The organism is Pseudomonas sp. Ost2 (assembly GCF_018326065.1).
Taxonomy (GTDB): domain Bacteria; phylum Pseudomonadota; class Gammaproteobacteria; order Pseudomonadales; family Pseudomonadaceae; genus Aquipseudomonas; species Aquipseudomonas gingeri.
Window position 1 is genome coordinate 5,328,621 of sequence record NZ_AP021904.1, and the last position, 16,198, is coordinate 5,344,818.

14 protein-coding genes and 1 pseudogene are annotated in these 16,198 nt (G+C 63.5%); 13 read left to right on the forward strand and 2 right to left on the reverse strand.

Annotated elements, in window-relative coordinates:
• Positions 1 to 114: 114 nt before the first annotated feature.
• The 9 genes from KI243_RS23280 to KI243_RS23320 all read left to right on the forward strand — a co-directional run bounded on the left by KI243_RS23280 (position 115) and on the right by KI243_RS23320 (position 10,049).
• Positions 115 to 1,470, forward strand: a complete 1,356-nt coding sequence (locus KI243_RS23280; protein WP_017127697.1) for a nucleobase:cation symporter-2 family protein — start codon at positions 115 to 117, stop codon at positions 1,468 to 1,470.
• A gap of 371 nt (positions 1,471 to 1,841) precedes the next feature.
• Positions 1,842 to 2,627: an outer membrane protein OmpK gene (locus tag KI243_RS23285; RefSeq protein WP_177086471.1), complete on the forward strand. Its 786-nt coding sequence runs from the start codon at positions 1,842 to 1,844 to the stop codon at positions 2,625 to 2,627.
• Positions 2,628 to 2,905: 278 nt separating this feature from the next.
• The gene (locus tag KI243_RS23290) at positions 2,906 to 4,159 is read left to right on the forward strand and encodes an OprD family porin (RefSeq protein ID WP_212809957.1); all 1,254 of its coding nucleotides are present in this window, start codon (positions 2,906 to 2,908) and stop codon (positions 4,157 to 4,159) included.
• A gap of 209 nt (positions 4,160 to 4,368) precedes the next feature.
• A complete protein-coding gene (locus KI243_RS23295; protein ID WP_212809958.1) occupies positions 4,369 to 5,193 on the forward strand; it encodes an NAD(P)-dependent oxidoreductase in 825 nt (274 codons plus the stop codon).
• Between the two features lie 36 nt (positions 5,194 to 5,229).
• Complete coding sequence (locus KI243_RS23300; protein ID WP_212809959.1) at positions 5,230 to 6,117, forward strand: SMP-30/gluconolactonase/LRE family protein; 888 nt, start codon at positions 5,230 to 5,232, stop codon at positions 6,115 to 6,117.
• An 81-nt stretch (positions 6,118 to 6,198) separates the two neighbouring features.
• Positions 6,199 to 7,170, forward strand: coding sequence for a TRAP transporter substrate-binding protein (locus KI243_RS23305; RefSeq protein ID WP_212809960.1), 972 nt, complete (start codon positions 6,199 to 6,201; stop codon positions 7,168 to 7,170).
• 73 nt (positions 7,171 to 7,243) lie between these two features.
• Positions 7,244 to 7,771, forward strand: coding sequence for a TRAP transporter small permease (locus KI243_RS23310; RefSeq protein ID WP_103032909.1), 528 nt, complete (start codon positions 7,244 to 7,246; stop codon positions 7,769 to 7,771).
• Positions 7,772 to 9,052 carry a TRAP transporter large permease gene (locus KI243_RS23315; RefSeq protein WP_177117853.1) on the forward strand — a complete coding sequence of 427 codons (1,281 nt, stop codon included), beginning with the start codon at positions 7,772 to 7,774 and terminating at the stop codon, positions 9,050 to 9,052.
• 67 nt (positions 9,053 to 9,119) lie between these two features.
• On the forward strand, positions 9,120 to 10,049 hold the full coding sequence (locus KI243_RS23320; RefSeq protein WP_212809961.1) for a DMT family transporter: 930 nt from the start codon (positions 9,120 to 9,122) through the stop codon (positions 10,047 to 10,049).
• A gap of 7 nt (positions 10,050 to 10,056) precedes the next feature.
• Here the strand turns inward: KI243_RS23320 and KI243_RS23325 are convergent, their stop codons facing one another.
• The gene (locus KI243_RS23325; RefSeq protein WP_212809962.1) at positions 10,057 to 10,986 is read right to left on the reverse strand and encodes a DUF808 domain-containing protein; all 930 of its coding nucleotides are present in this window, start codon (positions 10,984 to 10,986) and stop codon (positions 10,057 to 10,059) included.
• Between the two features lie 128 nt (positions 10,987 to 11,114).
• Between KI243_RS23325 and KI243_RS23330 the strand changes: the two genes are divergently transcribed.
• Positions 11,115 to 11,723, forward strand: a complete 609-nt coding sequence (locus KI243_RS23330; RefSeq protein WP_017124377.1) for a TetR/AcrR family transcriptional regulator — start codon at positions 11,115 to 11,117, stop codon at positions 11,721 to 11,723.
• 22 nt (positions 11,724 to 11,745) lie between these two features.
• On the opposite strand, the gene KI243_RS23335 is transcribed toward KI243_RS23330, so the two are convergent.
• Positions 11,746 to 12,186: a heme-binding protein gene (locus KI243_RS23335; RefSeq protein ID WP_042934616.1), complete on the reverse strand. Its 441-nt coding sequence runs from the start codon at positions 12,184 to 12,186 to the stop codon at positions 11,746 to 11,748.
• A gap of 264 nt (positions 12,187 to 12,450) precedes the next feature.
• Between KI243_RS23335 and gcl the strand changes: the two genes are divergently transcribed.
• The 3 genes and pseudogenes from gcl (at position 12,451) to KI243_RS23350 (ending at position 16,069) form a co-directional block, all read left to right on the forward strand.
• Positions 12,451 to 14,226, forward strand: coding sequence for a glyoxylate carboligase (gcl, locus tag KI243_RS23340; RefSeq protein WP_042934617.1), 1,776 nt, complete (start codon positions 12,451 to 12,453; stop codon positions 14,224 to 14,226).
• A 130-nt stretch (positions 14,227 to 14,356) separates the two neighbouring features.
• A complete protein-coding gene (gene hyi / locus KI243_RS23345) occupies positions 14,357 to 15,139 on the forward strand; it encodes a hydroxypyruvate isomerase (RefSeq protein ID WP_177088468.1) in 783 nt (260 codons plus the stop codon).
• Between the two features lie 40 nt (positions 15,140 to 15,179).
• Positions 15,180 to 16,069 (forward strand): annotated as a pseudogene (locus KI243_RS23350) (2-hydroxy-3-oxopropionate reductase).
• Positions 16,070 to 16,198 lie beyond the last annotated feature (129 nt).

The window sequence follows — 16,198 nt, forward strand, 5'->3', positions numbered from 1 at the left end:
TGCTTGTGGCGAGTGGGCTTGCCCGCTCGCCACAAGGCTGTAACCGATTCAAAAACGCTGTCCGCAACCACACAGCGCTAAAACCACAAGAACAAAAAAAATCCGAGGTGTTGCATGTCCGAGTCATCCGAACCGCGCATCCCCGCCGCACCCGCTATTCAACGTCTGCCTCTGTTGCAACTGATCCTCGTGGGTCTGCAACACGTCCTGCTGATGTATGGCGGAGCCGTCGCGGTGCCGCTGATCATCGGACAGGCCGCAGGCCTGAGTCGTGAAGAAATCGCCTTTCTGATCAACGCCGACCTGCTGGTGGCCGGTATCGCCACCGTGGTGCAATCCTTCGGCATCGGCCCCCTGGGCATCCGCATGCCGGTGATGATGGGAGCCAGCTTCGCCGCCGTCGGCAGCATGGTGGCCATGGCCGGCATGCCCGGTATCGGCATGACCGGGATCTTCGGCGCCACCATCGCCGCCGGTTTCTTCGGCATGCTCATCGCGCCCTTCATGTCCAGGGTGGTGCGGTTCTTCCCGCCCCTGGTCACCGGTACCGTGATCACCGCCATCGGCCTTTCGCTGTTCCCGGTCGCGGTGAACTGGGCCGGCGGCGGCAATGCCGCGGCGCAGTTCGGCTCGCCGATCTACCTCGGCGTCGCCGCCCTGGTGCTGGCGACCATCCTGCTGATCAATCGCTTCATGCGCGGTTTCTGGGTCAATATCTCGGTGCTGATCGGCATGGCGCTAGGCTATGTGCTGTCCGGCGCCATAGGCATGGTCGACCTCGCCGGCCTGGCCCAGGCCCCCTGGGTGAAAGTGGTGACGCCGCTGCATTTCGGCATGCCGCAATTCCACCTCGCACCGATCCTCTCCATGTGCCTGGTGGTGGTGATCATTTTTGTCGAGTCCACCGGCATGTTCCTCGCGCTGGGCAAGATCACCGGCCAGGAAGTCACCCCGCGCATGCTGCGCCGCGGCCTGCTGTGCGATGCCGGCGCCTCGTTCCTGGCCGGTTTCTTCAACACCTTCACCCACTCCTCGTTCGCCCAGAACATTGGCCTGGTGCAGATGACCGGCGTGCGCTGCCGTTCGGTGACCATGGTCGCCGGCGGCTTCCTGATCATCCTCAGCCTGCTGCCCAAGGCGGCGTTCCTGGTTGCCTCGATCCCACCGGCGGTGCTCGGCGGCGCGGCCATCGCGATGTTCGGCATGGTGGCCGCGACCGGGATCAGGATCCTCCAGGAAGCCGACATCTCCGACCGCCGCAACCAGTTGCTGGTGGCGGTGAGCATCGGCATGGGCCTGATCCCCGTGGTCCGCCCGGAGTTCTTCGCCCACCTGCCGCTGTGGATGGGGCCCATCACCCACAGCGGGATTGCCATGGCGACCCTCAGCGCGGTGTCCCTGAACCTGCTGTTCAATGTACTCGGCGGCGCTGGACGGGCCGCCCTCAGCGGGCACGCGCACCAGCACTGACTGACAGGCTCCGGCAGCAGGCGTCATCGCTGCCGGCCGGGCTCCCTCGCGGAGCACTTGAGACAGTGGACGTGCCTCTGTATCCTGCGCGCCCGCTCGCTTGCGGTCTGAAAAAGACCGGATTGAAAAGCTGACCACCTGACCAACCTACCCCGGTTACTGGCAGCTTCGAGGCCCCCTGAAACACCATCAGGCCGATTGTTCCCGAACAGTCGGACGGGTGTGCTTTGGCGTTTTTCCGGCCTTGGCGCAGCACTTGCCAACAGCAAGGAAGCTGACCGATTGAATAGTTTTACCGCAATGAGCAAAGGCGCCACACCAGAGCGCCGAACGACACCACCGTCGAATCATTTCACTTTGGGAGCAACCAGATGAAACGTACTTGCACGAGCCTGATGCTCGCGGGAACACTGCTGGGCGCGGGACAGGCCATGGCCGGTGACCTGCTGCAATGGCAAAACAACAGCCTGACTTACCTGTGGGGCAAGAACTTCACGGTCAATCCGCAGATTCAGCAGACCGTGACCTTCGAACATGCCGACGCCTGGAAATACGGCGACAACTTCCTGTTCGTCGACCGGATCTTCTACAACGGCAAGGAAGACGGCAATGTCGGCCCGGACACCTACTACGGCGAGTTCAGCCCGCGCCTGTCGTTCGGCAAGATCCTCGACCAGAAGCTCGAGTTCGGCCCGATCAAGGACGTCCTGCTGGCCCTGACCTATGAGTTCGGCGAAGGCGACAACGAGTCCTACCTGGTGGGTCCGGGTTTCGACCTGGCGATCCCCGGCTTCGACTATTTCCAGTTGAACTTCTACCAGCGCCAGACCGAAGGCAACCGTCCCGGCGACAACGTCTGGCAGATCACTCCGGTCTGGTCCTACACCATCCCCGTGGGCGACTCCAATGTGCTGATCGACGGCTTCATGGACTGGGTGGTCGACAACGACAAGACCGCGCGCGGCACCTACCACGCCAACCTGCACTTCAACCCGCAGATCAAGTACGACCTCGGCAAGGCCCTGCACTGGAGCGAAAAGCAGCTGTACGTCGGTATCGAGTACGACTACTGGAAGAACAAATACGGCATCGAAGACTCCGGCGCCTTCAAGACCAACCAGGACACCGCGAGCCTGCTGGTCAAATACCACTTCTGACGAGAAACGGGAGCCCGGCGGGCTCCCTGTTTGACGGTTGCCCCGCGTCATCACACAACCTTGAAAAAAATTGCCTTTCTCCCCTCCGGCGTCCAGAAGCTCTAGATCGAGCCTTCAAGCCCCTATCTCATTGAACAAGCCGATTTTCCATCGGGCTCGGCCATGTTCCCGGCCTACCAGAGCGTTGACAAAGCGCTTTTTCGCTGTCGATAATCCGGCTGATGTTGTACGACAACGTATAACACTAATAACAATAAAAACCCTGGAGCTGCCTGTTCATGATGAATCGTCCCTCTCGTTCGCTGGTGCTGTTCGGCACCGCAAGCCTCACGCTCACGCTACCTTCCCTGGCCACCGCCGACGGTTTCGTCGATGACGCCGTCGCCAACCTGAACCTGCGCAACGCCTACTTCAATCGCAATTTCACCAACCCGGCTTACCCCCAGGGCAAGGCCGAGGAATGGACGCAGAACTTCATCCTCGACGCGAAATCCGGCTTCACCCAGGGCACGATCGGCTTCGGTCTCGACGTGCTCGGCAGCTTTTCCCAGAAGCTCGACGGCGGCAAAGGCACCGGCGGTACCCAGTTGCTGCCGCTGGACCGTGACGGACGTCCGGCCGACAACTTCGGTCGCCTGGACGTGGCCTTCAAGGCGCGGATTTCCAGGACCGAACTGAAGGTCGGCGAATGGATGCCGGTACTACCCATCCTCCGCTCGGACGATGGCCGCTCGCTGCCGCAGACCTTTCGCGGCGGCCAGCTCACCTCGAAGGAAATCGACGGCCTGACGCTCTACGGCGGCCAGTTCCAGAAGAACAGCCCGCGCAACGATTCGAGCATGACCGATATGTTCATGAACGGCAGAGCCGGTATCACCTCCGACCGCTTCAATTTCCAGGGCGGCGAATACAGCTTCAACGACAAGCGCACGATGGTCGGGCTGTGGAATGCCCAGCTCAAGGACATCTACCGCCAGCAGTACGTCAACCTGGTCCACAGCCAGCCGCTGGGTGACTGGACCCTGGGCGCCAACCTCGGCTTCTTCTACGGCAAGGAAGACGGCAGCGCCCTGGCCGGCGACCTGGAGAACAAGACCTGGTCGGGGATGTTCTCCGCCCGCCATGGCGGCAACACCTTCTATGTCGGCCTGCAGAAACTCACCGGCGACAGTGCCTGGATGCGGGTCAACGGCACCAGCGGCGGCACTCTCGCCAACGACAGCTACAACAACAGCTACGACAACGCTCGGGAGAAATCCTGGCAGTTGCGCCATGACTACAACTTCGCCGCGCTGGGCATCCCCGGTCTGACCCTGATGAACCGCTATATCAGCGGCGACAACGTGCACATCGGCACGGTGACCGACGGCAAGGAATGGGGCCGTGAATCGGAGCTGGCCTATACCGTGCAGAGCGGCACCTTCCGCGACCTCAACGTGCGCTGGCGCAACTCCAGTATCCGCAAGAGCTTCAGCACCAACGAGTTCGACGAGAACCGCCTGTTTATCAGCTACCCGATTTCGTTGTTGTAGCCGATCGCTGCCGATTGATCGCTCCCGCGCTCCGCCGGGAAGCGATCATGCAGCTCGAAACATTTTGAAAAATCTACAGCCCGTGGTGGCCACCGATCAAAGCGTCCATCGCATTGACAAAGCCGTTTCGCGCTGACGATAATCCAGACTCAATGTCGTACGACAACAGACGACAAAAATAACAACAAACATTCGACCAGGGCCACGCCATGACCTCAGCGACAACCACCCCGCAGCCCTTCAATCGTCTCCTGCTCACCGGTGCGGCCGGCGGCCTGGGCAAGGTCCTGCGCGAAAGCCTGCGGCCCTATGCCCGTGTCCTGCGCCTGTCGGATATCGCCCAGATGGCGGTGCCCATCGATGACCGCGAGGAAGTCCGGCCCTGCGACCTCGCCGACAAGCAGGCGGTGCACCAGCTGGTCGAAGGCGTCGACGCGATCCTGCATTTCGGCGGCGTCTCGGTGGAACGCCCCTTCGAGGAAATCCTCGGGGCCAATATCTGCGGCGTCTTCCATATCTACGAAGCCGCCCGTCGCCATGGCGTCAAACGGGTGATCTTCGCCAGTTCCAACCATGTGATCGGCTTCTACAAGCAGAGCGAAACCATCGACGCCCACGCGCCACGGCGCCCGGACAGTTACTACGGACTGTCCAAGTCCTACGGCGAGGACATGGCCAGCTTCTACTTCGACCGCTATGGCATCGAGACCGTCAGCATCCGCATCGGTTCATCGTTCCCGGAACCGCAGAACCGCCGGATGCTCAGCAGTTGGTTGAGCTTCGACGACCTGACGCAACTGCTCGAACGCGCCCTGTATGCGCCCAATGTCGGGCACACCGTGGTCTACGGCGTCTCCGACAATCGTTATGTCTGGTGGGACAACCATCTGGCCGCGCACCTCGGCTACCAGCCACAGGACAGCTCCGAGCCGTTCCGCGCCAAGGTCGAGGCCCAGCCGGCCCCGGCGGCGGACGATCCGGCCATGGTCTACCAGGGCGGTGCCTTTGTCGCCGCGGGTCCTTTCGGCGACTGAGCCGACGAACCATCCTCTTCAGGGAACGAAGTGCCCATGGACGCAGAATTGATTCTCGACGCCCGCAACGCCACCGGCGAAAGCCCGGTGTGGAGCGTGCGCGAACAGGCGCTGTACTGGGTCGATATCCCGGCCCGTCGCCTGCACCGCTGGAGTGCCGGGACCGGGCAGACCCACAGCTGGGAAACCCCGGAAATGCTCGCCTGCATAGCCCGCGGCAAGGACGGCAGCTGGATCGCCGGCCTGGAAAGCGGCCTGTTCAGGCTGCAGGCCGATGTCGACAACGGCCTGCACAGCCGGTTGCTGGCACCGGTCCGGCATGCCAGCCCCGGCATGCGTTTCAACGATGGCCGTTGCGACCGCCAGGGGCGTTTCTGGGCCGGCACCATGCTCCTGGACATGAGCCAGGGCCGAGCGGTCGGCGCCCTGTATCGCTACGACGCCGGGCAACAGCAACCGCTCCAGGCCAGCCTGGACAACCTGATCGTGCCCAACGGCCTGGCCTTCAGTCCTGACGGCAAGACCCTGTACCTGTCCGATTCCCATCCGAGCGTGCAGCGCATCTGGGCCTTCGACTACGACACCGACAGCGGCACGCCGCACAACCGCAGGCTGTTCGTCGACATGAACCAGTACCCCGGTCGACCCGATGGCGCCGCCATGGACGTCGATGGCTGCTACTGGATCTGCGGCAACGACGAAGGCCTGATCCATCGCTTCACCCCTGACGGTCGCCTCGACCGTTCCCTGGCGGTGCCGGTGAAGAAACCCGCCATGTGCGCGTTCGGCGGCAGCGACCTGGGCACCCTGTTCGTCACCTCGATCCGCCCCGGCGGCGACCTGCACGACCAGCCCCTGGCCGGCGGCGTGTTTGCCCTGCGCCCGGGCGTCCAGGGCCTGGAGGAACCGTTTTTCCACGCCTGATGCCTTGTGCCCGAGGGCGTGGATACCGAGCACTTTTGAACGAAGCAGCCAAAAAATAACAACAAGACGGAGAATCACCCCATGGACTTCAAACGCAAGCTTCTCATCGCCGCACTCCCCCTCGCCTTCAGCTTCAGCCACCTGGCCCATGCCCTGGAAATCAAGTTCGCCGACATCCACCCGGCCGGCTACCCGACCGTGGTCGCCGAAGAAAACATGGGCAAGGCCCTGGTCAAGGAAAGCAACGGCAGCCTGACGTTCAAGATGTTCGCCGGCGGCGTGCTCGGTTCGGAAAAGGAGGTGGTGGAACAGGCCCAGGTCGGTGCGGTCCAGATGGCCCGGGTCAGCCTCGGCATCGTCGGGCCGGTGGTACCGGACGTGAACGTGTTCAACATGCCCTTCGTGTTTCGTGACCAGGCCCATATGCGCAAGGTCATCGACGGCGAGATCGGCCAGGAGATCCTCGACAAGATCACCCAGTCCGAATTCAACCTGGTGGCCCTGGCCTGGATGGATGGCGGCACCCGCAACCTCTACACCAAGAAGCCGGTGCGCAGCCTCGCCGACCTCAAGGGCATGAAGATCCGCGTGCAGGGCAATCCGCTGTTTATCGAAACCATCAATGCCATGGGCGGCAACGGCATCGCCATGGACACCGGCGAGATCTTCAGCGCCCTGCAGACCGGGGTGATCGACGGCGCGGAAAACAACCCGCCGACCATGCTCGAACACAACCATTACCAGAACGCCAAGTACTACGCCCTGACCGGACACCTGATCCTGCCCGAGCCGGTGGTGATGTCGAAGACCACCTGGGAAAAGCTCACCCCCGAGCAGCAGACCCTGGTCCGCAAGGTGGCCAAGCAGGCGCAACTCGAAGAGCGCGCGCTGTGGGACGCCAAGTCCGCCAGCAGCGAAGAGAAGCTCAAGGCAGCCGGCGTCGAGTTCATCGTCGTCGACAAGAAACCCTTCTATGAGGCCACCGCCTCGATCCGCGAGAAGTACGGCGCGCCCTACGCCGAGCTGATGACCCGCATCGAAGCGGTCGAGTAAGCCCCTCCCACCTCATGGAAGGCCCGACCGGCTGGCGCCCAGCGCCCAGGCCGGCGGGTAACGGTGACATCCGATGAAGAATCTTGTGCTGCAGATCAACGACCGGGTCTACATGGCCTGCATCTGGGTCGCGGGGCTGGCGATACTCGCCATCTCCCTGATCATTCCCTGGGGCATCTTTGCCCGCTACGTCCTCGGCACCGGCTCCAGCTGGCCGGAGCCCAGCGCCATCCTGCTGATGATGGTGTTCACCTTTATCGGTGCCGCCGCCAGCTACCGTGCCGGCGCGCACATGGCCGTGGCCATGCTCACCGACCGCATGAGCCCGGCCATGCGCTCGGGCGCCGCCCTCATCGCCCAGGTGCTGATGGCGACCATCTGCCTGTTCATGACGATCTGGGGGGCCAAGCTCTGCGCCTCGACCTGGAACCAGTTCATGAGCGCGCTGCCGACCTTGCGGGTCGGTATCACCTATATGCCGATTCCCGTGGGCGGCGCCCTGACGCTGATCTTCGTGCTGGAAAAACTCCTGCTGGGCGACCAGAGCCAGCGCCGCGTGGTGCGTTTCGACCTGGTCGAAGAAAACGAAGGGGCTGCCTGAATGGACGCGCTGATGCTGTTGGGCAGTTTTATACTCCTGATCCTGATCGGCATGCCGGTGGCCTACGCCCTGGGCCTGGCCGCGCTGATCGGCGCCTGGTGGATCGATATCCCGTTCCAGGCCCTGATGATCCAGGTCGCCGGCGGGGTGAACAAGTTTTCGCTGATGGCGATTCCGTTCTTTGTCCTGGCCGGCGCGATCATGGCCGAGGGCGGCATGTCACGGCGCCTGGTGGCGTTCGCCGGAGTCCTGGTGGGTTTCGTGCGCGGCGGCCTGTCACTGGTGAACATCATGGCCTCGACCTTCTTCGGGGCGATTTCCGGCTCGTCGGTGGCCGACACCGCCTCGGTCGGTTCGGTGCTGATCCCGGAAATGGAGCGCCGCGGCTATCCCCGCGATTTCTCCACCGCCGTCACCGTCAGCGGTTCGGTGCAGGCCTTGCTGACACCGCCCAGCCACAACTCGGTGCTCTACTCCCTGGCCGCCGGCGGCACGGTGTCCATCGCCTCGCTGTTCATGGCGGGGGTGGTCCCGGGCCTGTTGATGAGCGCCTGCCTGATGGTGCTGTGCCTGATCTTCGCGAAAAAGCGCGACTACCCCAAGGGCGAAGTCATTCCCCTGCGCCAGGCCCTGAAAATCTGCGCCGATGCCCTGTGGGGCCTGATGGCCATGGTGATCATCCTCGGCGGGATTCTCTCGGGGATCTTCACCGCCACCGAGTCGGCGGCGATCGCCGTGCTCTGGTCGTTCTTCGTGACCATGTTCATCTACCGCGACTACAAGTGGAGCGAGCTGCCCAAGCTGATGCACCGCACGGTACGCACGATCTCCATCGTGATGATCCTGATCGGCTTCGCCGCCAGCTTCGGCTACATCATGACCCTGATGCAGATCCCGGCGAAGATCACCACACTGTTCCTGACCCTGTCGGACAACCGCTATGTGATCCTGATGTGCATCAACGTCATGCTGCTGTTGCTCGGCACGGTGATGGACATGGCCCCGCTGATCCTGATCCTCACGCCGATCCTGATGCCGGTGATCCTCGGCATCGGCGTCGATCCGGTGCAGTTCGGCATGATCATGCTGGTGAACCTGGGGATCGGCCTGATCACGCCGCCGGTGGGCGCGGTGCTGTTCGTCGGCTCGGCGGTGGGCAAGGTCAGCATCGAGAAGACCGTCAAGGCGCTGCTGCCGTTCTACGGCGTGCTGTTCCTGGTGCTGATGGCCGTCACCTATATCCCCGCGCTGTCGCTCTGGCTGCCGCACCTGGTGCTGTAGGTCGCCCCTCCCCCGGGAGCCGCCACACCTGGCGGCTCCTGATCCCGGTCAAGGAAAACCGCCTGTCATGTCCGCTTCCCCAACGCAGTCACTCTCCACCGCACTGCCGCGCCCGCTCGCGGTACTGATTCTCGCCACCCTCGCCTGTGCCTTCGCTGGCAATCACATCGCCGCGCGGATCGCCTTCGACCACGACACAGGCCTGTTGCTGGCGATTCTCTGCCGTTCCGGCGTGACCTTGCTGGTGCTCGCCGGGCTGGTGTTCTGGCAGCGGGAAACCCTGAAGCTCAAGGCCGGGACCTGGCGCTGGCAATTGCTGATGGGACTGCTGATCGCCGCGCAGAGCTTTTGTGTCTATTCGGCCGTGGCGCGGATTCCCGTGGCCCTGGCGTTGCTGGTGGGCAATACCGCGCCGATCCTGCTGGTGCTGCTGAACTGGGCGCTCGGCGGACGTGCGCCGACCCGGCAGGCGATGCTGTTGATGGGCATGATCCTGATCGGCCTGGTGTTCGCCCTGGACGTGCCGCAGCGCCTGTCCAGCCAGGACAGCGGCGAAGCACAATGGCTGGAAGGGATACTGTTCGGCTTTGCCGCCGCCAGTGTCTTTGCCTGCGCCCTGTGGATAACCGAGCACAAGCTGTCACAGGTGCGTGGCAGCGTGCGCAGCCTGCTGACCTTGCTGGTGGTGTTCTGCGTCACCGCACTGCTGGGCCTGAGCGAACTGCTGCCCGGTGGCATCAACCAGCCGGGCGCGCCGACCGGCTGGTTGGCGCTGGGCTGCCTGGTGCTGCTCTACGGCCTGGCGTTTTCCCTGCTGTTCATCTGCGTGAGCCGCCTGGACATTGTGCGCAATGCGCCAGTGATGAACGTCGAACCGATCGCCAGCCTGCTGTTCGGCTGGCTGATCCTCGACCAGTTGCTGAGCCGCGGGCAAGTCATCGGCGGCTTGATCGTGGTCGGCGGGATCGTCCTGCTGACCTCGCGCAGGCCGGCCTGATTCCCTGTCAGCCGCGGGTTGCGCGCCAAAGCCTGGTGACCAGCGTCACCAGGGCCAGCACCACCGCCCCGGCGACAATCCCCACTACCGCATTGAGCAGCGTCGGCACCACCACCGCGAAGCCGCCGGTCTCCGCGGCCACACCCTCGATCCAGTGATGCAGCGCCGGTACGCCATGGGTGAGAATCCCGCCGCCGACCAGGAACATCGCCGCCGTGCCGATCACCGACAGGCTCTTCATCAGGTACGGCGCAGCACTCAGCACGCCACGCCCGAGACTGCGCTGCAAAGAGGCCCAGGCACCCTCGCCGGCCTTGCGACTCAGGTACAGGCCGCCGTCGTCGAGCTTGACGATACCGCCCACCAGGCCGTACACGCCGACCGTCATCACGATGGCGATGCCCGACAGCACCACCACCTGCTGCATCAGCGGCGCGTCGGCCACCGTGCCGAGGGTAATGGCGATGATCTCCGCCGAGAGAATGAAGTCGGTGCGCACCGCGCCCTTGATCTTGTCCCGCTCGAAGGCCACCAGGTCGGTCGCCGGATCGCCGATCGCCTGCACCAGCCGGACATGCCCGGCCTCGTCCTCGGCCTGGCTGTGGAGGAATTTATGCGCGAGCTTTTCGAAGCCTTCGAAACACAGGTAGGCACCGCCCAGCATCAACAGCGGCGTCACCAGCCAGGGCGCCAGCGCACTGATTGCCAGGGCCGCCGGGACCAGGATCAGCTTGTTGCGAAACGATCCCTTGGCCACCGCCCAGACCACCGGCAGCTCACGCTCGGCGCGCACCCCGGAGACCTGCTGGGCATTGAGCGCCAGGTCGTCACCGAGGACCCCGGCGGTTTTCTTGGCCGCCATCTTGGTCATCAGCGCGACGTCATCCAGTACCGCCGCGATATCGTCGATCAAGACCAGCAAACTGCTTCCTGCCATGGTGCATTCCTCGGGAAAATTGCGTTGCACAGTGTGCCGTCGGGCGTCCCGGAGGGCAATCTTGAGACTCGCGCAAGCCCGGTGCTACCATGCCCAACCGCCCGGACAGGCAAGGAAAACCCTGGTTTATGAGCACCATCCGCGAACGCAACAAAGAACTGATTCTGCGCGCAGCCAGTGAAGAGTTCGCCGACAAGGGTTTCGCTGCCACCAAGACCAGCGACATCGCGGCCAGGGCCGGCCTGCCCAAGCCCAATGTCTACTACTACTTCAAATCCAAGGACAACCTTTACCGCGAGGTCCTGGAAAGCATTATCGAGCCGATCCTGCAGGCGTCGACGCCGTTCAACCCCGAAGGCGTGCCCGGTGAAGTGCTGGCCGGCTATATCCGCTCGAAGATCCGCATCTCCCGCGACCTGCCGGCTGCCTCCAAGGTCTTCGCCAGCGAAATCATGCACGGCGCGCCGCACCTGAGTCCCGAGCAGGTGGAACAGCTCAACGCCCAGGCCCGGCACAATATCGAGTGCATCCAGAGCTGGATCGACCGGGGACAGATCGCCCCCATCGACCCCAACCACCTGATGTTCACCATCTGGGCCGCGACCCAGACCTATGCCGACTTCGACTGGCAGATCTCCTCGATCACCGGCAAGGCCAGGCTCGACGACAGCGACTACGAGGCGGCGGCACAGACCATCGTGCGTCTGGTGCTCAAGGGCTGCGAACCCGATCGATAATTGCCAGCCCCGGCAACCCCGGTCAGGCTGACACCCCGGCATCCGCCGTCAGCCCCAACGCCTCGATCGCACTGATCGCGCACTGCTCGTCGATATCCGACGTATCGCCACTGATCCCGAGGGCGCCGAGCACCTGCCCGGCCTGATCGCGGATCAGCACCCCACCCGGTGCCGGCACCACGCTGCCCTGCCCCAGGCTGTTCAACGCCGCGATAAACGCCGGCCGTTGCTGCGCATCCAGCGCCAGCAGGCGCGAGCCCTTGCCCAGGGCAATCGCGCCCCAGGCCTTGCCGATGGCGATCTGCGGCCGCAGCAGGCTGGCACCGTCCTCGCGCTGCAAGGTCACCAGATGCCCGCCACCATCCAGTACCGCAATGGCCAGCGGGGCCGCGGAAATCGTCCGTCCCGCCGCAATCGCCTGGCCGGCCAGGCTGACTGCGACTTTCAAGGTTAAAGCGCTCATGGGTGCCGTCCTCATGGTGTGTTGGGAAGCCTTTGACGCTCAATGCAAGCGCCACTCTACCCAACAAATAGAGCACAATAATAAATATTTTTGTATACAATAATTTTGCAAAAGACGCTAAACATCGTCAAAACCTCAATTTCACGGGTTCCCGACGAACGCAGCAGCCGTTTGAGAAAATGGATTGACCTGCGCCATTCGCCGTGAATACACTCGACGCAAAGCCACTTGTATACAATTACAAAACGTAAGAGGCACAAAATAATGAGCAAAATGAGAGCAATCGAAGCCGCCGTTCTGGTGATGCGCCGTGAAGGGGTCGATACCGCCTTTGGCATTCCCGGTGCCGCGATCAACCCTCTGTACAGTGCGCTGCAAAAAGTCGGCGGCATCGATCACGTCCTTGCTCGTCATGTCGAAGGTGCCTCGCACATGGCCGAGGGCTACACCCGGACCAGGGCGGGCAATATCGGCGTGTGCATCGGCACTTCGGGGCCCGCCGGCACCGATATGGTCACTGGCCTGTACAGCGCCAGCGCCGACTCGATCCCGATCCTCTGCATCACCGGCCAGGCTCCCCGGGCGCGCCTGCACAAGGAAGACTTCCAGGCCGTGGACATCACCAGCATCGTCAAGCCGGTGACCAAGTGGGCGACCACTGTCCTGGAGCCGGGCCAGGTGCCCTACGCGTTCCAGAAAGCCTTTCATGAAATGCGTTCCGGGCGGCCCGGCCCGGTACTGATCGACCTGCCGTTCGACGTGCAGATGGCGGAAATCGAGTTCGATATCGACGCCTACCAGCCACTGCCGCTGGCCAAGCCCGGTGCCACCCGTATCCAGGTGGAAAAGGCCCTGGCCCTGCTCGACCAGGCCGAGCGCCCGTTGCTGGTGGCCGGTGGCGGTATCATCAATGCCGACGCCAGCGAGCTGCTGGTGGAGTTCGCCGAGCTGACCGGCATCCCGGTGATCCCGACCCTGATGGGCTGGGGCACGCTGCCCGACGATCATCCGCTGATGGTCGGCATGGTCGGGCTGCAGACCTCTCACCGCTACGGCAACGCCACCCTGCTCAAGTCCGACCTGGTGCTGGGCATCGGCAACCGCTGGGCCAACCGTCATACCGGTTCGGTGGAGGTCTACACCGAAGGTCGCAAGTTCATCCACGTCGACATCGAGCCGACCCAGATCGGCCGCGTGTTCACTCCCGACCTCGGCATCGTTTCCGACGCGGCCTCGGCACTGACGGTCTTTATCGAGGTCGCCCGCGAATGGCAGGCCGCCGGCAAGCTGAAGAACCGCAGCGCCTGGTTGCGCGATTGCCAGCAGCGCAAGGCCAGCCTGCAACGCAAGACCCACTTCGACAATGTGCCGGTCAAGCCCCAGCGTGTGTATGAAGAGATGAACCAGGTGTTCGGCAAGGACACCTGCTACGTCAGCACCATCGGCCTGTCGCAGATTGCCGGTGCGCAGTTCCTCCACGTCTACAAGCCACGCCACTGGATCAACTGCGGCCAGGCCGGCCCCCTGGGCTGGACCATCCCGGCGGCCCTGGGCGTGGTCAAGGCCGATCCCGAGCGCAAGGTCGTGGCGTTGTCCGGTGACTACGACTTCCAGTTCATGATCGAGGAACTGGCGGTCGGCGCGCAGTTCAAGCTGCCGTACATCCACGTCGTGGTGAACAACTCCTATCTGGGGTTGATCCGCCAGGCCCAGCGCGGCTTCGACATGGACTATTGCGTGCAACTGTCCTTCGACAACCTCAATGCCCCGGAACTCAACGGCTACGGCGTCGACCATGTGGCCGTCGCCGAAGGCCTGGGTTGCAAGGCCCTGCGCGTGTTCGAACCGGGCCAGATCCAGCCGGCACTGCGCAAGGCCCAGGAGTTGATCGAGGAGTTCCGGGTGCCGGTGATCGTCGAGATCATCCTCGAGCGCGTGACCAATATTTCCATGGGCACCGAGATCAACGCCGTCAACGAGTTCGAAGACCTCGCGCTGGTCGGCAACGATGCGCCGACCGCCATCGCACTGCTCGACTGACCGACCTTGATTGTGGGAGCGGGCCTGCTCGCGAAGAAGGCATCGAGGCGGCCAAAAGCTTCGTCGGAATGCCGCCCGGACCAGGCCCACTCCCACGGGATCAACGCAAACCGTTCCACAGGAGACCACCATGCCGCGTTTTGCCGCCAACCTTTCCATGCTGTTCACCGAACAGGACTTCCTCGCCCGCTTCAAGGCCGCTGCCGATGCCGGCTTCAGTGGCGTGGAATACCTGTTCCCCTACGACTTCAGCTCCGCCGAGATCAAGGCGCAACTCGATGCCCACGGCCTGACCCAGGTGCTGTTCAACCTGCCGGCCGGTGACTGGGCCAAGGGCGAGCGCGGGATCGCCTGCCACCCGGACCGCGTCGACGAATTCCGTGGCGGGGTCGACCTGGCCATCGCCTATGCCCAGGTCCTGGGCAACACCCAGATCAATTGCCTGGCCGGGATTCGCCCGCAGGGTTTCGATGAGGCCTTCCTGGAAAAGACCCTGGTCGCCAACCTCCGATACGCCGCCGACAAGCTCCAGGCCGTGGGCATCAAGCTGGTGATGGAGGCGATCAACACCCGCGACATTCCCGGTTTCTACCTGAACACCACGGCCCAGGCCCTGTCGATTCGCGAGCAGGTCGCCAGCGCCAACCTGTTCCTGCAATACGACATCTACCACATGCAGGTGATGGAGGGCGACCTGGCCCGGACCCTGAGCAATCACCTCGGCGAAATCAATCATGTGCAACTCGCCGACAACCCCGGCCGCAACGAACCGGGCACCGGCGAGATCAACTACCGCTTCCTGTTCGAATACCTGGACCGCATCGGCTACCAGGGCTGGGTCGGCTGCGAGTACAAGCCGCTGACCACCACCGAGGCCGGGCTCGGCTGGTTGAAAACCCATAACGCGATCTGAACGCATCCCCCTATGACAAGTACGACAAGAGGATTTTCTCATGGCTAAAATCGGTTTTATCGGCACCGGCATCATGGGCCACCCCATGGCTTCGAACCTGCAGAAAGCGGGTCACAGCCTGTTCCTGTCCCAGCATCACGACGCCGCTCCGGCCGACCTCGTCGCCGCCGGCGCCGTGGCCCTGGCGAACCCGAAGGAAGTCGCCCAGGAAGCCGAGTTCATCATCGTCATGGTGCCGGACACCCCGCAGGTCGAAGACGTGCTGTTCCGAGCCGATGGCATCGCCGCCGGGGTCGGCCCGGGCAAGATCGTCATCGACATGAGCTCGATCTCCCCACCGCCACCAAGGCCTTCGCCGCCAGGATCAATGAAAAGGGCGCGCAATACCTCGATGCGCCGGTGTCGGGCGGTGAAGTCGGGGCCAAGGCCGCGACCCTGAGCATCATGATCGGCGGCGACAGCCAGGCCTTCGCCCGCGCCCTGCCGCTGTTCCAGAGCATGGGCAAGAACATCACCCTGGTCGGCGCCAATGGCGACGGCCAGACCGCCAAGGTGGCGAACCAGATCATCGTCGCCCTGAATATCCAGGCGGTGGCCGAGGCGCTGTTGTTCGCCGCGAAGAACGGCGCCGATCCGGCCAAGGTGCGTGAGGCGCTGATGGGCGGCTTTGCCTCGTCGAAGATCCTCGAAGTGCACGGCGAGCGCATGATCAAGGGCACTTTCGATCCGGGCTTCCGCATCAGCCTGCACCAGAAGGACCTGAACCTGGCCCTGGCCGGGGCCCGCGAGCTGAACATCAACCTGCCCAACACCGCCAATGCCCAGCAGGTCTTCAGCACCTGCGCGGCCATCGGCGGCAGCAACTGGGACCACTCGGCGCTGATCAGGGGCCTGGAGCATATGGCCAACTTCTCGATCCGCGACAAATAAGCGCGCCCTGGAGATCGTTCCCACGCGCGGCAAAGAAATGCAGCCGGTGATGCTGTGGGAGCGGGCTTGCCCGCGAAGCTTTTGAAGCGGACGCGGAGCGTCCAGTGCGGCATTCCCACGCGGAACGTG

Excerpts from the sequence above, each read along its gene's own strand:
- KI243_RS23280 (WP_017127697.1), top strand. The coding sequence starts at position 115 with ATGTCCGAGTCATCCGAACCGCGCATCCCCGCCGCACCCGCTATTCAA.
- KI243_RS23285 (WP_177086471.1), top strand. The coding sequence starts at position 1,842 with ATGAAACGTACTTGCACGAGCCTGATGCTCGCGGGAACACTGCTGGGC.
- KI243_RS23290 (WP_212809957.1), top strand. The coding sequence starts at position 2,906 with ATGATGAATCGTCCCTCTCGTTCGCTGGTGCTGTTCGGCACCGCAAGC.
- KI243_RS23295 (WP_212809958.1), top strand. The coding sequence starts at position 4,369 with ATGACCTCAGCGACAACCACCCCGCAGCCCTTCAATCGTCTCCTGCTC.
- KI243_RS23300 (WP_212809959.1), top strand. The coding sequence starts at position 5,230 with ATGGACGCAGAATTGATTCTCGACGCCCGCAACGCCACCGGCGAAAGC.
- KI243_RS23305 (WP_212809960.1), top strand. The coding sequence starts at position 6,199 with ATGGACTTCAAACGCAAGCTTCTCATCGCCGCACTCCCCCTCGCCTTC.
- KI243_RS23310 (WP_103032909.1), top strand. The coding sequence starts at position 7,244 with ATGAAGAATCTTGTGCTGCAGATCAACGACCGGGTCTACATGGCCTGC.
- KI243_RS23315 (WP_177117853.1), top strand. The coding sequence starts at position 7,772 with ATGGACGCGCTGATGCTGTTGGGCAGTTTTATACTCCTGATCCTGATC.
- KI243_RS23320 (WP_212809961.1), top strand. The coding sequence starts at position 9,120 with ATGTCCGCTTCCCCAACGCAGTCACTCTCCACCGCACTGCCGCGCCCG.
- KI243_RS23325 (WP_212809962.1), bottom strand. The coding sequence starts at position 10,986 with ATGGCAGGAAGCAGTTTGCTGGTCTTGATCGACGATATCGCGGCGGTA.
- KI243_RS23330 (WP_017124377.1), top strand. The coding sequence starts at position 11,115 with ATGAGCACCATCCGCGAACGCAACAAAGAACTGATTCTGCGCGCAGCC.
- KI243_RS23335 (WP_042934616.1), bottom strand. The coding sequence starts at position 12,186 with ATGAGCGCTTTAACCTTGAAAGTCGCAGTCAGCCTGGCCGGCCAGGCG.
- gcl (WP_042934617.1), top strand. The coding sequence starts at position 12,451 with ATGAGCAAAATGAGAGCAATCGAAGCCGCCGTTCTGGTGATGCGCCGT.
- hyi (WP_177088468.1), top strand. The coding sequence starts at position 14,357 with ATGCCGCGTTTTGCCGCCAACCTTTCCATGCTGTTCACCGAACAGGAC.